15 protein-coding genes are annotated in these 16,215 nt (G+C 73.8%); 6 read left to right on the top strand and 9 right to left on the bottom strand.

The window, feature by feature from the left end; translation table 11 throughout:
* The first annotated feature begins 62 nt into the window (after positions 1-62).
* Together ABZ783_RS06440 and ABZ783_RS06445 are read left to right on the top strand one after the other, a co-directional pair.
* Positions 63-1,235: a HAMP domain-containing sensor histidine kinase gene (locus tag ABZ783_RS06440; protein ID WP_357434846.1), complete on the top strand. Its 1,173-nt coding sequence runs from the start codon at positions 63-65 to the stop codon at positions 1,233-1,235.
* Complete coding sequence (locus tag ABZ783_RS06445; protein ID WP_357434847.1) at positions 1,232-1,888, top strand: response regulator transcription factor; 657 nt, start codon at positions 1,232-1,234, stop codon at positions 1,886-1,888. The genes ABZ783_RS06440 and ABZ783_RS06445 overlap by 4 nt, the downstream gene beginning before the upstream one ends.
* Before the next feature lie 53 nt (positions 1,889-1,941).
* On the opposite strand, the gene ABZ783_RS06450 is transcribed toward ABZ783_RS06445, so the two are convergent.
* A complete protein-coding gene (locus tag ABZ783_RS06450) occupies positions 1,942-3,087 on the bottom strand; it encodes a site-2 protease family protein (RefSeq protein WP_357434848.1) in 1,146 nt (381 codons plus the stop codon).
* Positions 3,088-3,194: 107 nt separating this feature from the next.
* Positions 3,195-4,043: an alpha/beta fold hydrolase gene (locus ABZ783_RS06455; protein WP_357434849.1), complete on the bottom strand. Its 849-nt coding sequence runs from the start codon at positions 4,041-4,043 to the stop codon at positions 3,195-3,197.
* Between the two features lie 271 nt (positions 4,044-4,314).
* Between ABZ783_RS06455 and ABZ783_RS06460 the strand changes: the two genes are divergently transcribed.
* The 4 genes from ABZ783_RS06460 (at position 4,315) to ABZ783_RS06475 (ending at position 7,920) form a co-directional block, all read left to right on the top strand.
* Positions 4,315-5,253, top strand: coding sequence for an ABC transporter ATP-binding protein (locus tag ABZ783_RS06460; protein WP_357434850.1), 939 nt, complete (start codon positions 4,315-4,317; stop codon positions 5,251-5,253).
* A gap of 1 nt (position 5,254) precedes the next feature.
* Complete coding sequence (locus tag ABZ783_RS06465) at positions 5,255-6,061, top strand: ABC transporter permease (RefSeq protein WP_357434851.1); 807 nt, start codon at positions 5,255-5,257, stop codon at positions 6,059-6,061.
* A 34-nt stretch (positions 6,062-6,095) separates the two neighbouring features.
* Complete coding sequence (locus ABZ783_RS06470; protein ID WP_357434852.1) at positions 6,096-7,223, top strand: sensor histidine kinase; 1,128 nt, start codon at positions 6,096-6,098, stop codon at positions 7,221-7,223.
* Between the two features lie 73 nt (positions 7,224-7,296).
* Positions 7,297-7,920 (top strand): response regulator transcription factor, encoded by a 624-nt coding sequence (locus ABZ783_RS06475; RefSeq protein ID WP_357434853.1) that lies wholly within the window; start codon positions 7,297-7,299, stop codon positions 7,918-7,920.
* Between the two features lie 6 nt (positions 7,921-7,926).
* On the opposite strand, the gene ABZ783_RS06480 is transcribed toward ABZ783_RS06475, so the two are convergent.
* The 7 genes from ABZ783_RS06480 to ABZ783_RS06510 form a co-directional block, all read right to left on the bottom strand.
* Complete coding sequence (locus tag ABZ783_RS06480) at positions 7,927-8,850, bottom strand: L,D-transpeptidase family protein (RefSeq protein WP_357434854.1); 924 nt, start codon at positions 8,848-8,850, stop codon at positions 7,927-7,929.
* 61 nt (positions 8,851-8,911) lie between these two features.
* Positions 8,912-10,411, bottom strand: a complete 1,500-nt coding sequence (locus ABZ783_RS06485; protein ID WP_357434855.1) for an alpha-amylase family protein — start codon at positions 10,409-10,411, stop codon at positions 8,912-8,914.
* Between the two features lie 283 nt (positions 10,412-10,694).
* The gene (serS, locus tag ABZ783_RS06490; protein WP_357434856.1) at positions 10,695-11,981 is read right to left on the bottom strand and encodes a serine--tRNA ligase; all 1,287 of its coding nucleotides are present in this window, start codon (positions 11,979-11,981) and stop codon (positions 10,695-10,697) included.
* Between the two features lie 295 nt (positions 11,982-12,276).
* Positions 12,277-13,356, bottom strand: a complete 1,080-nt coding sequence (locus tag ABZ783_RS06495) for a MerR family transcriptional regulator (RefSeq protein WP_357435292.1) — start codon at positions 13,354-13,356, stop codon at positions 12,277-12,279.
* Positions 13,357-13,410: 54 nt separating this feature from the next.
* Positions 13,411-14,586: a saccharopine dehydrogenase NADP-binding domain-containing protein gene (locus ABZ783_RS06500; protein ID WP_357434857.1), complete on the bottom strand. Its 1,176-nt coding sequence runs from the start codon at positions 14,584-14,586 to the stop codon at positions 13,411-13,413.
* Between the two features lie 31 nt (positions 14,587-14,617).
* Positions 14,618-15,769: an alcohol dehydrogenase catalytic domain-containing protein gene (locus ABZ783_RS06505; protein ID WP_357434858.1), complete on the bottom strand. Its 1,152-nt coding sequence runs from the start codon at positions 15,767-15,769 to the stop codon at positions 14,618-14,620.
* A complete protein-coding gene (locus ABZ783_RS06510; protein WP_357435294.1) occupies positions 15,766-16,191 on the bottom strand; it encodes a hypothetical protein in 426 nt (141 codons plus the stop codon). Before ABZ783_RS06510 ends, ABZ783_RS06505 begins: the two co-directional genes overlap by 4 nt.
* Between the last annotated feature and the right edge of the window lie 24 nt (positions 16,192-16,215).

Here is a 16,215-nt window from a genome sequence, read left to right on the forward strand (position 1 = left end):
CTAACCCGGCCCGAACCACGTCCGTCATACCGCTGTTAGGCGCGGCCGGGCATGCTGGGGCCATGGTCAGGCTGCGCAGCGGGACAGTGGGACTGCGATTCACGCTCTTGTACGGCGTCGTGTTCCTGATGTCCGGTGTCGGGCTGCTGGTCCTGGCCTACCTGTTCTCCGGCGGCAAGGTGACCAACGTCGCGCCCGTACCCGGCCAGCATCCGCCCGCCGACGGCAGCCTGACCGAGGCCCGGCAGCGCATCCACGACCTGCAAGCCCAGTTGGCCGAGGTGAACGCGCAGCACTCCCGGCAGATGCTCGTCGGCTCGCTGCTGGCGCTGGTCGTGCTGGCTGCGGTCTCCCTGCTGGCCGGCCGGGCGTTGGCCCGGCGGGTGTTGCGCCCGCTGCGGCTGATCACCGCGGCGACCCGGCACATCTCGGCCGACAATCTCGACCAGCGGCTGGCCGTCAGCGGCCCGACGGACGAGGTGAAGGACCTGGCCGACACCATCGACGGGCTGCTGGAACGGCTGGAGACGTCGTTCGCCGCGCAACGCGGGTTCGCCGCCAATGCCTCACACGAGCTGCGTACGCCGTTGGCGACGATCCGGGCGTCGCTGGACGTCGCGGTCGCCAAGCCCGACGCGCCGGGGCAGACCGTTGCGCTGGCGGACCGGCTGCGTACGCAGGTGGATCGGATGGATCGGCTGCTCGACGGCCTGCTGGTGCTGGCCCGGGCGCAGCACGGCACACTGGGCGACTCGGCTCACGTCGACGTGGCCGAACTGGTCGCGCAGGCGCTGGCCGACCGCACCACCGAGATCAGTGCGAAACGGCTGAGCGTGACCGGGGACCTGCCGCGCGGCGTGGGCACCACCCGGGGAGATGCCGCGCTGCTGTCCCGGTTGGTGGAGAACGTCGTGGACAACGCCGTGGCGCACAACGAGGCGGGTGGCTGGGTCCGCGTGGCGACCTCGCGGGAGGGCGTAGCGGTCCGGCTGGTCGTGCAGACCGGCGGGGGCGTGCTCGACCAGCGGGACGTGGACCGGCTGGCGCAGCCGTTCCAGCGGCTCGGCGCCGACCGCACCGGGTCCGAGCACGGGGCCGGGCTCGGGCTGTCCATCGTGGCGGCGATCGCAGCGGCCCACGGCGGACGGCTCGACCTGCGTGCTCGGCCGCACGGCGGCCTGCGGGTCTCGATCGCGCTGCCGTTCGTCGCGCTTCCCGTCAAGGCGACGGCATGAGAATCCTGGTCGTCGAGGACGCGCGGTCGCTGGCCGAGGTGGTCGCCGAGGGCCTGCGCGATCAGGGGATGGCGGTCGACCTCGCGTACGACGGGTTGTCCGCCGCCTCCAAGGTCGACCTCACGGCCTACCACGTGGTGGTCCTGGACCGCGATCTGCCCGGCCTGCCCGGCGACGTGCTGTGCCAGATGATCACCGAGCGGCCGGACCGGCCGATGGTGCTGATGCTGACCGCAGCCGGAACCCCCGGCGACCGGGTCAGCGGTCTCGCGCTCGGCGCGGACGACTATCTCGCCAAGCCATTCCACTTTCCGGAGCTGATCCTGCGCATCCAGGCACTCGCCCGCCGCAAGCCGGACGCGCGTCCGCGGACCCTGCGCGCCGCCGGGATCGAGCTCGACCCGGTGCGCCGGACCGCCGCCCGCAACGGCCGGCAACTGGATCTCTCGGTGAAGGAGTTCGCCCTGCTGCACGCGCTGATGTCGGCGAGCCCTGGCTTCCTCAGCGCCGAGCAACTGCTGGAGCAGGTCTGGGACGAGCACGCCGACCCGTTCACCAACACGGTGACGGTGACAATCGGGCGGCTGCGCCGCAAGCTGGGCGAACCGGCGGTCATCACGACGACCCCTGGCGTGGGCTATCGGCTCGCCTGAGGTCGCGGCCAGCTGGCCCGGGCTGACCGCCCGACGGCCTCCAGCGCCGGTTTTCAGCCAGCGCGCCCACCGGTCATCTGCTCGCGCATGCTGCCGCGCTGCACGGCCCGGCTGATGTCGCTGGGCGAGACGATGCCGACCAGCCGCTGGTCGGACACCACCAGCGCCCGGCCGTCGGCGCACTGGTTGAGCCGGGGAAGCAGGTCGGTGAGCTGCTCGTCCGGGGAGGCGAGCACCAGTTCCCCGGCCCGGCAGGACACCTCGCCCAGGGTGGTCGACTCGCGGCGGTCCGGCGGGATGCCCCGGACCCGGTCGAGGGTCACCAGGCCGACCGGGTGGCCGTCCTCGGTCAGCGGCAGCGCCGAGTGCCGGTACGCGAAGAGGTAGTGGTCCACGAAGTCCGCGACGGTCATCTCCCCGGAGGCGGTCTGCGGTTGCGGGGTCATCACGTCGGCGACGCGTACCCCGCGCAGGGCGCTGCCCATCCGGGCCTGGCGCTCCTCTGCTCCGGCGGCCCCGATCAGGAACCAGCCGATCAGCGCCAGCCAGAGCCCGCCCACCCCGGCGCCCCGGAAGAACTGCCAGATACCGACGGCGATCAGCACGATGCCGAGCCCCCAGCCGGCCCGGGCGGCCACCACCGACGCCTTCGTCCGGTCGCCGGTGGCCCGCCACACCACCGCACGCAACAGCCGTCCGCCGTCCAGTGGCGCGGCCGGCAGCACGTTGAAGATCGCCAGCAGCACGTTGATGCCGGCCAGCCAGGACAGCGCGCCGACCAGCAGGCCGCGCCCGGTGGCGAGCGAGACGAGGAACGCGATCACCCCGAAGAAGATGCCGAGCAGCAGGCTGACCAGCGGCCCGACCCCGGCGATCCGCAGCTCGGCACCGGGATCCCGGGCCTCGCCCTTCAGCTTGGACACCCCGCCGAAGAGCCAGAGCGTGATGTCCTCGACCTCGATCCCGTTGCGCTTGGCGATCACCGAGTGGGACACCTCGTGCGCGAGCAGGCCGAGGAAGAAGACCACCGCCGCGGCCAGCCCCGCCACCCAGTACGCGAAGGCCGAATGGCCGGGGTAGGAGCGCGGGAACAGACTGGCCGCCAGCGCCCAGGCGATCAGCACGAAGATGACCAGGACGCTCCAGTTGACCCCGATCGGTACACCCGCGACCCGGCCAAGCCGGAAGCTCGCCCTCATGGCTCGCACATACCCCCGACGAGGGCACCTATGCCAGCAGCCACCGCGCCAGATCTCGCCCGCGACCGGCGGCGACCGTGCGCCCACGGCCGGCGGCGGCGTGCTGCTCAGTGCGGGGGGGCCTCGCTGACCACGGTCGGCGAGAACTGGTTGGCCGCCTCGACCGCCCATTCCAGCGCGTAGTCGGCCTCCTCCTCCCAGCCCGGCTCGCCGCCGACGAAGTGCGACCGGTGGGGGTTGCAGCGGAACCCGGTGAGCGCGGTCGAGCTCCGGTAGAGGTTGACGTTGGCGACGACCACCGAGGGCGGCACCACGTGGTCGGCGCCCCCGGCCGTCAACAGCAGCGGGGCGCGTTCGTCCCGCTTCTTGTCCACCTCGGTGGCCGCGTCCGGGTCCAGGTTGGCGAACGCCGCCTCGAACAGGACGCGGCCGGCGCCGGGTACGGCGTACCGCTCCCAGGCCGCGTCGGACTGCTGTGGGCTCAGCGTGTTGCCGAAGGCGAACCGGAAGTCCTCCTTGGTGAACGGCACCGCGCGGTTTCGGTTCGCCGGGCTGCGCAGGATCGAGAACGCTGAGCGCAGCGTGTTGAGCGGCAGCCGGAGCACGCCCTTGACCGGGGCGGGATGGAGGGCGACCCCGGCGGCGCCGAGCTTCCGGTCGAGCAACAGTTGCGTGATCAGGCCGCCGAACGAGTGCCCCATGATGATCGGCGGCCGGGGCTGCTCCCGGACGATCCGGGCGTAGTGCTCGGTGATGTCGGCGATCCGCTGCCCAGCGATCGGCGTCGGGTCCGCCCGCAGCTCCTCGACCTCGGCCTCCATGCCGGGCCAGGCCGGCGTGAGCACCCGGAAGCCCTGCGCCCGGTACCGGTCGGCCCAGTGCTCCCAGCTGCGTGAAGTCATCCAGAGCCCGTGGATCAGCACGATCGTGTCGACCCGTCCCGTCGGTGCCGCCATGGTGACCTCCCCGTGTCGCGGTTGCCCGGCCCGGCGGTTACCCGGCCCGGCGGCGGTCAGTCACCGGCCCGGACGTGCCCGGCGACGCCCCGGATCAGCAGGCGCGGAGCTGGGCCTGTTGGTGGTCACCTTCGTCGGCGCGTTCCTGCTGCGCGCCGGGCCTGCGAGGGCGGCGCGCACTGACCGGTGTCCACCGCCCTGACAAATGTCACGGATGGAAGATGACGGACGCTCCGGGGACGGCCCAGCCGTTCCCCGGAGCATCGGTGTCATGACCGACATCCCACCGGCCGTCGAGCTGGCCGGACTCACCAAGACCTTCGGCCCGGTGACCGCCGTCGACGGGCTCAGTCTCCGCGTCGAGCCGGGCGAGGTGGTGGCCTTCCTCGGCCCCAACGGCGCCGGCAAGACCACCACCGTGGACATGCTGCTCGGGCTGGCCCGCCCGGACGCCGGCACCGTCCGGGTCTTCGGCGGCACGCCGTCCGACGCCATCCGGCTCGGCCGGGTCGCCGCCGTGATGCAGACCGGCGGCCTGCTCAAGGACCTCACCGTCGCCGAGACGGTACGGCTGACCGCGCACTTCCACGCGCAGCCCCGTCCGGTGGCGGAGGTGCTGGAGCGGGCCGGCATCGCCGACATCGCCGACCGCCCGGTGGGCAAGTGCTCCGGCGGCCAGCAGCAGCGGCTGCGGTTCGCCCTGGCGCTGCTGCCGGATCCCGACCTGATGGTGCTGGACGAGCCGACCACCGGGATGGACGTCGAGGGGCGGCGGGACTTCTGGCAGGCCATCCGGGCCGACGCCCGGAACGGGCGGACCATCATCTTCGCCACCCACTACCTCGACGAGGCCGACGCGTACGCGGACCGGATCGTGCTGGTCAGGCAGGGCCGGGTGGTGGCCGACGGCACCACCGCCGAGATCAAGAACCTGGCCGCCGGCCGGATTGTCCGGGCCACCCTCCCCGGCGCCGACCAGGCCGCGCTCGCCGCGCTGCCCGGCGTCCAAGCGGTCGAGGTACGCGGTGACGCGGTGCTGGTGCGGACCGACGACTCGGACACCGTCGCCCGGCACCTGCTCACCCGTACCGCCGCGCGGGACCTCGAGATCACCTCCCGCAACCTTGAGGACGCGTTCCTCGCGCTCACCACCGACACCGGCGCCGCCGAAACCCTGACCGCCGATTCCGCGCAGCCCATCGGAGCCTGAGATGACCGTCGCCGCCTCGTCCACCACCACCACACCGGCCCGGCCCGCCGACCGCCGTCCGCCTGCCCTGGGCGGGTTCTCCACCGCCGTGCTCGGCATCGAGATCCGCCGCGTGCTGCGCAACCGCCGTACGCTGATGTTCACGCTGGTCATGCCGGCGGTCTTCTTCCTGCTGTTCGGGCTGCCCCAGCGCGGCGAGGAGCTGCCCAACGGCCGCCCGGTCACCGGCTGGATCATGATCAGTCTCGCCGTGTACGCGGCCATGGTCGCCACCACCAGCGCGGGAGCGGCGGTCGCCACCGAGCGGGCGCTGGGCTGGAGCCGGCAGCTCCGGCTCACCCCGCTGCGCCCGGCCGCGTACGTGGCGATCAAGGTGGCCACCGCGATGGTGCTCGGCCTGGCCGGCGTGCTGGTCGAGTTCGCGGTCGGCGCCGTCGCCGGCGTCCGCCTGCCGGTCGACATCTGGCTGCTCTCCGGGCTGGCCGCCTGGGCGGGTTCGCTGGTCTTCGCCGCCTTCGGGCTCTTCGTCGGCTACCTCGCCCCGGCCGAGAACGTCATGCAGTTCATGGGCCCGGTCCTGGCCATCCTGGCCATGTTCGGCGGGCTCTTCGTCCCGCTCGAGATGCTGCCGCACGCTTTCCAGGAGATCGCCAAGTTCACCCCGGTGTACGGCGTCGGCCAGCTCGCCCGGGCCCCGCTGACCGGGGACGGCCTGGACTGGGCGTCGGTCGCCAACCTGGTCGCCTGGACGGCGGTGTTCGGCCTCGGCGCGGCCCGGCTGTTCCGCCGCGACACCAGCCGCGTCTGACCCGTCCCCGGGGCGGAGGTTTAGCGTGTTCGTCGTGAACCTGCCGTCGGAGCGCAGCCAGCCGAGGACCCACTGGCGGGTCACCGGCTGGCTGCTCGCCGCCGTCTGGCTCTTCTTCCTCAATATCCCGCTGCTCACCGCCCTGCACCAGCCCGAGTTCTGGCGTCGGGTGCTGGGCGCGTCCACCCTGGTCGCCTTCGGCGTGAGCTACGTGTGCGTCTTCCAGTGGGCGCGGAACCGTCGGCGGGTGCACCTGGGCGTCCCGCGCGGCCGGGCCTGGGCGGCCCTGGCGCTGCTGCTCGGGCTCGGGCTGGCCGGCATCCCCGGCACCTCGGGAGACTGGCTCACCACACTCGTCTTCGTCGCGGCAGCGGCGGTGTTCCTGCTGTCGACGCGCGAGGCGGTCGTGGTGGTCCTCCTCGCCGCGGTGACCCCGCCGGTCACGGCCGCCCTGGTGCCCGGCTGGGAGGCCGAGAGCACCGTGGTGTTCGCCGTCCTGCTCGCCTCGTTCGCCATGTTCGGGGTGAGCCGGCTGGCCCAGCGCAACGCCGAACTCCAGGCCGCCCAGCAGGAGATCCGCCGGCTCGCGGTGGCCGAGGAGCGGGCTCGCACCGCCCGCGACCTGCATGACATCCTCGGCCACTCGCTGACAGTGGTGACGGTCAAGGCGGAGCTGGCCGGGCGGCTGCTGGAGCTGGATCCGGCCCGGGCCGCCGCCGAGATCGCCGACGTGGAGCGGCTGGCCCGGCAGGCCCTCGCGGACGTGCGGGGCACCGTCGGGGCGTACCGCGAGGTGCGCCTGACGACGGAGCTGGCCGGCGCCCGCTCGGCGCTCGCCGCCGCGGGCATCGTCGCGGAGCTGCCGGAGACGGTGCCGGCGCTGCCGGCGGAGCGGGACGAACTGTTCGGCTGGACGGTACGCGAGGGGGTGACGAACGTGGTCCGGCACAGCGGCGCGCGGCGGTGCGAGGTCCGGGTGGACGGCTCAGCCGTGGAGGTCCGCGACGACGGCCGGGGGCCGGTCGGTGAGCCCGGCGCGGCCGGGCACGGGCTGGTCGGGCTGCGCGAGCGGGCACGGCGGCTGGACGCCACGGTCACCGTTGGCCGTCGCCCCGGCGGACGCGGCTTCCTGCTGCGCGTCGCCCTGCCGGCGGGGTCCTGATGGACGGCGGGTTCGCGACGGACGACCGGGTTGCGACGGGTGGCGGCCGGGCCCGGGTGCGGAGGACGCGCGAATGACCGAGCCGATCAGGCTGCTGCTCGCCGACGACCAGGCGCTGGTCCGGGGCGCGCTGGCCGCGCTGCTGTCGCTGGAGCCGGACCTGACGGTCGTCGCCGAGGTGGGCCGGGGCGACGAGGTGGTCCCCGAGGCTCGGCGTACCCGACCCGACGTGGCCCTGCTCGACGTGGAGATGCCCGGCCTGGACGGGATCGTCGCCACCACCGCGCTGCGGGCGGCGGTGCCCGGCTGCCGGGTGCTGGTGGTGACCACCTTCGGCCGGCCCGGCTACCTGCGCCGGGCGATGGAGGCGGGCGCGAACGGCTTCGTGGTCAAGGACACCCCGGCCCGGCAGCTCGCCGACGCGGTGCGCCGGGTGCACGCCGGCCTGCGGGTGGTCGACCCGACCCTGGCCGCGGAGACCCTCGCCACCGGGCCGAGCCCGCTTACCGAGCGGGAGACCGAGGTGCTGCGGACCGCCCGGGGCGGCGGCACGGTGGCGGAGCTGGCGGCGACGCTGCACCTGTCCGAGGGGACGGTCCGCAACCACCTCTCCGCGGCGATCGGCAAGACCGGCGCCCGCAACCGGGCCGACGCGGTACGGGTCGCCGAGGAGAACGGCTGGCTGCTCGGCGAGTGAGCCGGCTCAGGCGGCCGGTGGCGGGGTGGCGAGCTGGTCGACCACCACGACGCTGGTGCCGGCGGGCAGTTCGGCGAGGAGCTGACGCTGGCCGCTGCGGGTCAACCGGATGCAGCCGTTGGTGACGTCCTTGCCGAGCGTCGCGTCGGTGTACCAGCTGTGCAGTCCGATGTGGGCGCCGCGCAGCCCGGTCGGCACCGCGTCGGGGTCGTCGGGGATCGCGCCGAGGGCGAAGATGTCGACCCCGCCGTAGACCGACTGGGGCGGGGGCGTGCGGCCCAGGATGAAGGTGCGGCCGAGCGGGGTGGACTGGCCGCGCTTGCCGAGGCTGACCGCCCAGGAGCGGACCACCCGGCCGTTCCGGTACCAGGTGAGCCGGTGCGTGCCGCGTTCCACGACGAGCTGGTCGGGCAGCGCGACGGTGGTCCAGCCGCCGGCCGGCAGCCAGGCGAGCCGGCGGTTCGCCGAGGGGAGCAGCACGGCGGTCCAGCCGGCCCGGCGCTCGACGATCGGTGTGGTCAGCGGGACGCCGCTGATGGTGGGGGCGAGGAAGGCCAGCGGCCGGCCACCGGGCGCGTCGTACGCGGCGACCCGCCGGCTCGGCGTCAGCCCCTCGTTCAGCGGCCGGAGGTCGCCCGTGCCGGGGTCGGCCGGGAACCCGCCGGGCGCCGGCTCGTAAGTGACCACCGGCAGATCGGCCGGAGCGGGCGCCGCCGGCGGCACGGACTCCGCCGCCGTCCGGGTCGGGGCGGGCGGCTCCGCCGGAGTGACGACCGGCGCGACGCCACCCGGCGCGCCGGCCGGCGTGGGGGCCGGGCCGCCGGTGAGCGCGTACCCGACCAGCAGCGCGGTCACCAGCAGCAGCGGTACGCCGAGCGCGGCGAGCAGCCAGCCGAGGGTCCAGCGCGAGGTGAGTCGACGAAGCAGCATGAACCCGACTTTAATGGACAGAAGTCCCCCGCTCCGCGCATGGCGGTGCGGGGGACTCCGGTCAGGGCAGCTTCGCCCCGACGTGGATGGCGACCGCGTCGTGGGCGGGGACGTTGGCGGCGAACCAGCCGTTGCCGTCCACCGTGATCACCGGCCCGCTGCACGAGCCGTTGCTGAAGTCGCCGTGGATGACATCGCAGTAGCGGCCGGCGGGCAGGCCCGCGTAGTACGAGCGACCGGTGATCGCGAAATCCTCGTCGTTGAGGGTGAGATAGCCCTTGCCGGCCCGGCTGAACGCGATGTGCTGCCAGCCGTTGTCGTACCAGTTGGCGACGCCGGCGCCCTGGGTGGCGTTGTTGAAGGCGACCATGTTGGCGATGACCCGCCAGCGGTGCTCGCACTCCCAGCCCGAGTAGCAGGTGGTGTTCAACGTCTTGTTGTTGGCGTCCGACGGCGGGCCCTGGTCCCGGTTGCTGTAGGTGTAGCTCGACATCACCGCCGGGGTGCCGTACGGCCAGGCCAGCATGAAGGCGTTGGCCAGGGCGTACTCGCCCCGGTCCCGGTAGGTCAGCACGCCGCCGTCGCGCTGGGTGTCGTGGTTGTCGGTGAAGACCACCGCCTGGCTGCCGGGCAGGTAGCCCCACGACTCGCCGAAGTTCCGCAGGTACGCCAGCCGCTCGCTGTTGAACATCCGGGCCAGGTCCTTGCCGTACCGGAACTCGTGCACGTCGCCGTTGCCGGTGTACTCGGTCGGCTGGATCGGCTCACCGGCGCCGTAGATGACCTCCTGCACGAGATACGCCGAGCGGGAGAGCTTGCTCTTGATCGCGGCGATGTCGGCGGCCGGCATGTGCTTGCTGGCGTCCAGCCGGAACCCGTCCACGCCGAGCGAGAGCAGGTCGTTCAGGTACGTGGCCAGCCGGGTGCGCACGTAGTCCGACTCGGTCTTGAGGTCGGCCAGGTTGACCAGCTCGCAGTTCTGCACCTCGTACCGGTCGTTGTAGTTGACGATGTCGTTGTTGCCGTTGCGGCCGCAGTAGTGGAAGTCCTGCGAGCCGTAGTTGCCCGGGTAGCTGTAGTGGCCGTACGTGGTGCCGGCCCAGCCGGTGCCGCCGTTGTCCTGGCCGGACATGTGGTTGACGACGGCGTCGACGAGCACCTTCACGCCGGCGTTGTGGCAGGTGTTCACCATCGCCTGGAACTCGGCGCGGGTGCCCTTGCGGGACTCGATCCGGTAGCTCACCGGCTGGTAGGCGACCCACCACTGGTTGCCGCGGACGTGTTCCTGCGGCGGGGAGACCTGGACGTAGCCGTAGCCCTTGGGGCCGAGCACGGTGGTGCACTCGTTGGCCACCGAGTTCCAGTTCCACTCGAAGAGCTGGACGATGACCTTCTTGCTGCCGGGGGTGGCCGCGGTGGCCGGGGGTGCGGCCGGGCCGGCCGGGACGAGCAGGCCGGCGGTCAGGCCGAGGGCGAGAGCCGCCGCGACGGTGCCAGATCGCGGCGCGGCGTCGGACGCGCCGGGCTGGAGCCGTTGCTGCCGGCATCGGCGTCGATGCATCGGGACTCCTGAGGGGTGCGGGGAAGGAGGCCGATGCCGTCACCTTGCAGGCTCGGCCTGAAATTTTCGGCAAGGTTACAAGCGTGTTGCAAGACCTGTCAACGTATGTACATACGTCGTTGCGAATCGCGCCACGCGCACGCGGTCGAGGAGCGGTCAAGGTCTGCCCGGAACTCGCGCTGCGCCTGGTGAGGGCCGAGTAACCGGCGCGGAGGCCACGGCGTACTCGGGTTGCGGCGGCGGAGGTCGGTGGGCCCGACCCCCGCCGGCACTCGTCAGCGGGTCAGCGGACCGGGGTGAGGCGGTCGGTGCCGAGCCGGTCGCGGAGCACCTCGGGCACCAGCACCGAGCCGTCGGGCTGCTGGAACTGCTCCAGGATGGCCGGGAAGAGCCGGCTGGTGGCCAGCGCCGAGCCGTTGAGCGTGTGGACGAACCGGGTCTGCTTGCCGCCCGGCTCCCGGTAGCGGATGGCCGCCCGGCGGGCCTGATAGTCACCGCCCCAGGAAACCGACGACACCTCCTTGTACTTGCCGGTGCTCGGCATCCAGACCTCGACGTCGAAGGTCTTCTTCATCGCGGCGCTGGCGTCGCCGGCCGCGAGCAGGCTGGTCTGGTGGTGCAGCCCGAGCTTCTCGACCAGGCTCTCCACGTGGGCGACCATCTCCGCCAGCGCGGTGTCCGCCTGCTCGGGCAGGGTGAACTGGAAGATCTCCACCTTGTTGAACTGGTGGCCACGGACCGTGCCGCGCTCGTCGGAGTGCGAGCCGGCGGCCTCCCGTCGGTAGCACGGGGTGTAGGCGAACGCCTTCAGCGGCAGCTTCGCGGTGTCCAGGATCTCGTCCTGGAACGCCCCGAGGATCGCCGTCTCCGCCGTGGGCAGCAGGAACTGGCCGCGCGGGGCGGACTGCTTGTCCAGGTGGTAGACGTCGTCGTAGAACTTGGGGAACTGGCCGGCGGCGAAGCCGGCGCTGTCCAGCAGCAGGTGCGGCGGGAGCAGGAACTCGTACCCGGCCTGGATGTCCTGGTCGATCAGCCAGTTGAGCAGTGCCCACTCCAGCCGGGCGCCCATGCCGGTGTACATCCAGAAGCCGGAGCCGCCGAGCTTCACGCCACGCTCGTGGTCGACCAGGCCCAGCGCCCGGGACAGCTCGACGTGGTCCCGGACCTGCTCGATCGCCGGCGGCTCGCCGAAGGTCTTGACGACCCGGTTGGCCTCCTTGCCGCCGGGGACGACGTCGTCGGCGGGCAGGTTGGGCAGCTCGCTCATCCGCTCGCGCAGCCGGGACTGTACCTCGTCCAGCTGGGACTCCAGCTCGGCGAGCTGCTTGCGCTCGGCCTCCGGCGCAACCGGCTCCGGCTCCTTGCCGGCCCGCTTCGCCTGCGCGTACGCCCGCGCCTCCGCCTTGCGGCGCTGCCGCTCGGCGTCGATCTCGCTGATCAGGGCTCGGCGTTCCTGGTCGAGCCGCTGGATCTCGTCCAGCGCCCGGTTGACCTCGGCGGGATCCAGACGCTTCGCCAGCGCGGTCGCCACCGCCTCGCGATCCTTCCGGATCAACTCCATGTCGAGCATGCTGCTCCGTACGCCTCCGTCCAGGCAGTCAGGTGGGACTCCCAGATGCTACCGTCGCGGCCCCGTGCGGCCGGCCCGGGCCGGGCGGCGCCGGTCGAGATCGACCCGCCGCGGCCGCTGCGGCGTCGGTGGCTGGCCGACGCCCGGTTGGTGGCGGTGAGTGATCCGGCGGCTGCCGATGGCTGCAGAGCAAGGGCGGGAGTGAGGGTGGTGCGGTGGCGGAGGCGGGATCACCCAGAGTGAGCGGCGTGCGGGTCGACGTTCGGGCGTGGTGCCGGGCGGATCAAGGGGGCGGTCAGAGCCGGATCGGCATGAGGATGGAGAACGCGTCCGCGTCGTCCGGGCGGCGGACGGCCAGCGGGGCGATCGGGCCGTCCAGCTCCAGCACGAGCTGACCGCGGTCCCCGGCGTCCAGGGCGTCGAGCAGGTACTCCCGGTTCACCCCGACCCGCACCGCGTCCGGGTCCACCGCCTCGTCCGGCCGGACCACGCGCAGCCCGCCCCGGTCGTCCAGACCGAGCACGGTCACCTCGACGGCCACCCCGGCGTACTCGCGGAGCAGCAGCGGGACGTCGTCGGCGGTGAGCGCGCCGCGCAGCGCGACCACGTCGACCGGGATCCGGTACGCGGGCGCGCCGCCGACCTGGCCGTGCAGCAGCCGGCGGTAGTCCGGGAAGTCGTACGGCAGCGCCACGGCGGCCATCGCGCGGCCGGCGACGGAGACCTCGACCCGGTCCGCGGCGACGGTGACTTGCGCCTCCGGGGTGATCCCGACGCCGGTGTCGAGCAGCGTGCGCAATTCGTCGACCGCGTCCGCCGGGAGCAGCGCCCGGACCTCCGGACCGTCGACCTTTCCGCCCGCCCGGGCCACGGCCAGCCGGTGCCGGTCGGTGGCGACCAGTCGTACCCCGTCCGCCTCCACCTCCAGCAGCACGGCGGACAGCGCCGGCAGGTCCGGATCGCTGCCGACGGCGAACCGGACGGCATCGACAGCGGCGGCCAGGTCGGCGCGGGGCAGCACGAGACGGGTGGTCATGGGGATCTCCTCGGGATCGATCAGGGTACGGATCCGGGAGAGCTCACGGCGGGCGTCGGCGAGGCCGTCCTCCAGCCGCCGCAGGTGCGCGTCCAACAGCCGGTGGACCAGCGCCGGCTCGTGCCGGTGCCGCAGCGCGTCGGCGATCCCGGCCAGCGGCATCCCCACCCGGCGCAGCCCGGCGACCAGCCGGGCCGGCGCGATCTGGTCGTCGCGGTACCAGCGGTAGCCGGTAGCCGGGTCGACCAGCGCCGGGACCAGCACGCCGGACCGGTCGTAGAACCGCAGCGCGCTCACCGTGAGGCCGCTGGCCCGGGCCAGCTCGCCGATGCTGCGCAGTTCGCTCTCCACGCCGCCGGATCCTGGGCCCTCAACCCGCTCGAGGGTCAAGTCTCACCGCTCCAGTACGCGGAAGGTGATGCCGGCGCGGGCCAGCCGGTCCAGCAGGGCGTCGCCCATCGCGGCCACCGTGGTCACCTGCCCGGCGGTGGGCGGCAGGTCGTCGAACGCCAGGCACAGGGCCGACTCGGCGAGCATCTTCGCGGTCTCGTCGTACCCCGGGTCGCCGCCGGCCACCTCGGTGTGCACCGTCCGGCCGCCGCCGGTGCCGACGAACCGGACCCGGAACCAGGACTTCGCCCGCTGCTCGGCGCTCGGCCCCTGCCCGGAGGAGAGCCGGCCGAGCAGCCAGCGCCGGGTCGGTGGCAGCTTCACCAGCCCCAGCAGGCCGGCCAGGCCCACCCCGGCGGCGAGGACGGTGGGCAGCCGCTTCACGGCCGCGAAGTGGCGGTAGCGGAAGTCCGGGCCGTACTCCGGGCGGGCGGCGGCCGACCGGCGGACGATCTGCGGGTCGATGGTGGGCAGCGGTACCGCCCACATGCCGACCTCGGCCGACCGGCCCACCTTCCCGGGTACGGCGCGGACCCGCCGCCCCGCCGGCCGGGGCTCGACAGCCTTGCGCGCCCGCGCCGCCCGGCTCGTCTCTCCGGTGCGGGACAGCGCGGTCAGCGCCGAGTGGTACGTCCCGGCGGAGAAGCGCCCGCCGGCCCGGACGAAGCCGTCCACGGCGACCGGCCCGTCCGTGGGGAGCTGTCTGACGGTGAACCAGGCGCCCAGGTCGTGCGGGGTCGAGTCGAAGCCGCAGGCGTGCACCAGGCGGGCGCCGGTGCGCACCGCCTCGGCGTGGTACCGGACGTACATCAGGTCGACGAACTCCGGCTCGCCGGTGATGTCGACGTAGTCGGTGCCGGCGGCGGCGCACGCCGCGACCAGCGGCTCCCCGTGGTGGATGTACGGGCCGACGGTGGTGGCGACGACCCGGCCACGCTCCGCGACGGCGCGTAGCGACGCCGGGTCGGTGGCGTCGGCGGTCAGCAGCGGCAGCTCGGCCAGGCCTGCGTCGATCGCGGCCAGCCGGTCCCGGACCGCGGCCAGCTTGCCCGGGTTGCGGCCGGCCAGCGCCCACCGCAGCCCCGCTGGGGCGTGCCGGGCCAGATACTCGGCGGTCAGCCCGCCGGTGAACCCGGTGGCGCCGAAGAGGACGAGGTCGTACGGCCGGTCGTCGCGCATCCGCCGAGTGTGCCATCCGCCGGCGTCCGGCTCACGGGGAGAAGACCGCCCGGACGCAGCCGTCGGCACGCTCCCGGAACAGCGCGTACCCGTCCGCGGCGCGCTCCAGCGGCAACCGATGGGTGGCCAGGTGCTCGGTCCGCAGCTCGTCGCGGGCCATCCGGTCCAGCAGCATCGGGATCCAGCGCTGCCCGTGCTGCCGGGCGCTGCGGACGGTCAGCCCCTTCTGCATCACCGCGCCGAGCGGGAACGTGTCGACGACCCCGGTCCAGGTGCCGAGCACCACCACCGTGCCGGCCTTGCGGCAGGCGTGCACCGCCTCGCGCAACGCCAGCGACCGCTCCGCGCCGCCACCGAGCCGGCCGGCGAGCAGCCCCGGCGGCTCGGCCGCCATGCCGACCGCCTCCACGCACACGTCCGGGCCCCGGCCGCCACTGCGTTCCCGCAGCTCGGCGAGGACGTCCACGAATCGGTAGTTGAGCGGTTCCGCGCCGACGTGCTGCTCCACCATCCGCAGCCGGTCGTCGTGGTCGTCCACCACAACGACCCGGTCCGCGCCGCGCAGCAGCGCCGCCCCGGCGGTGAGCTGGCCGACCGCTCCCGCGCCCCACACCGCCACCACGTCACCCGGCCGCACCTCGCCCAGCTCGGCGCCCAGCCAGCCGGTCGGCGCGGCGTCCGAGGCGAAGACCGCCCGGTCGTCGCTGACCTCCTCCGGCACGGCGAACGCCCCGACGTCGGCGTACGGCACCCGCACGTACTCGGCGTGGCTGCCGGCGAAGCCACCCAGCGGGCCGGGGTGGCCGTAGCAGCCGCCGGTGGGCTGGCCCCAGGCCGACTCGGCCGCCGACGCGCCGGTGGTGCCGTTGTCGCAGCAGGCGAAGAGCCCCTGCCGGCAGAACCAGCAGGCCCCGCAGGCGATCCCGGCGCACACCACCACCCGGTCGGCGACCCGGTGTCGGCGTACCTCCGGCCCGACCTCGACCACGTCGCCGAGGAACTCGTGCCCGAGCACGTCCCCGGCGGCCAGGTACGGGATCCGTCCGGCGAGCAGCGGCAGGTCTGCGCCGCAGGTCGCGCTTCGTCGTACCCGGACGATCATGTCGTGGGCGTTGCGCAGCTCCGGGTCGGGGACCTCGCGGACCGCCACCGCGTTGGCGCCCTCCCAGCAGAGGGCCCTCACGCGGGCACCCCGGGGCGGTCCCAGCGCGAGCGGTCCGCCCGCAGCACCTCGCCGGTCTCCGCGAGCTGCTTGGCCTCCCGCAGCGCCTGCCGGATGAACCGGCCGGGATCGTCGCCGACCAGGTGGGCGACCATTCCGCGCAGGCCCGGCGCGTTGCCGAGCAGCCGGGCGGCCAGCTCGGTGCCGCGCCCGCCGGGCGCCGGGCGGGCGTACAGCTCCACTACGCCGTAGAGCCGGCGCAGCGGCTCCGGCCACCGGCCGCGGGGCAGCACCTCCTCGGGCCGGCCGGCCACGGTCACCACCTGCCAGCGCCCGGGCCGCGGGTCGGTGCCGGCCGCGTGTGGCCAGCGCTCCCGCCGGCGTACGACCAGCGTGCGCGCGACCCTCGCCACCTTGCTCCCGCCACCGGCCAGCCGTCCCATCCGTGCCACGGGCCCCTCCCGTCG

It is taken from the genome of Micromonospora sp. NPDC047738, assembly GCF_040642675.1.
Lineage (GTDB): Bacteria > Actinomycetota > Actinomycetes > Mycobacteriales > Micromonosporaceae > Micromonospora.

Coding starts and splice junctions, on each gene's coding strand:
- ABZ783_RS06450 (WP_357434848.1), bottom strand. CDS start 3,087: ATGAGGGCGAGCTTCCGGCTTGGCCGGGTCGCGGGTGTACCGATCGGG.
- ABZ783_RS06445 (WP_357434847.1), top strand. CDS start 1,232: ATGAGAATCCTGGTCGTCGAGGACGCGCGGTCGCTGGCCGAGGTGGTC.
- ABZ783_RS06455 (WP_357434849.1), bottom strand. CDS start 4,043: ATGGCGGCACCGACGGGACGGGTCGACACGATCGTGCTGATCCACGGG.
- ABZ783_RS06500 (WP_357434857.1), bottom strand. CDS start 14,586: ATGCGCGACGACCGGCCGTACGACCTCGTCCTCTTCGGCGCCACCGGG.
- ABZ783_RS06440 (WP_357434846.1), top strand. CDS start 63: ATGGTCAGGCTGCGCAGCGGGACAGTGGGACTGCGATTCACGCTCTTG.
- ABZ783_RS06480 (WP_357434854.1), bottom strand. CDS start 8,850: ATGCTGCTTCGTCGACTCACCTCGCGCTGGACCCTCGGCTGGCTGCTC.
- ABZ783_RS06510 (WP_357435294.1), bottom strand. CDS start 16,191: ATGGGACGGCTGGCCGGTGGCGGGAGCAAGGTGGCGAGGGTCGCGCGC.
- ABZ783_RS06465 (WP_357434851.1), top strand. CDS start 5,255: ATGACCGTCGCCGCCTCGTCCACCACCACCACACCGGCCCGGCCCGCC.
- ABZ783_RS06475 (WP_357434853.1), top strand. CDS start 7,297: ATGACCGAGCCGATCAGGCTGCTGCTCGCCGACGACCAGGCGCTGGTC.
- serS (WP_357434856.1), bottom strand. CDS start 11,981: ATGCTCGACATGGAGTTGATCCGGAAGGATCGCGAGGCGGTGGCGACC.
- ABZ783_RS06460 (WP_357434850.1), top strand. CDS start 4,315: ATGACCGACATCCCACCGGCCGTCGAGCTGGCCGGACTCACCAAGACC.
- ABZ783_RS06485 (WP_357434855.1), bottom strand. CDS start 10,411: ATGCATCGACGCCGATGCCGGCAGCAACGGCTCCAGCCCGGCGCGTCC.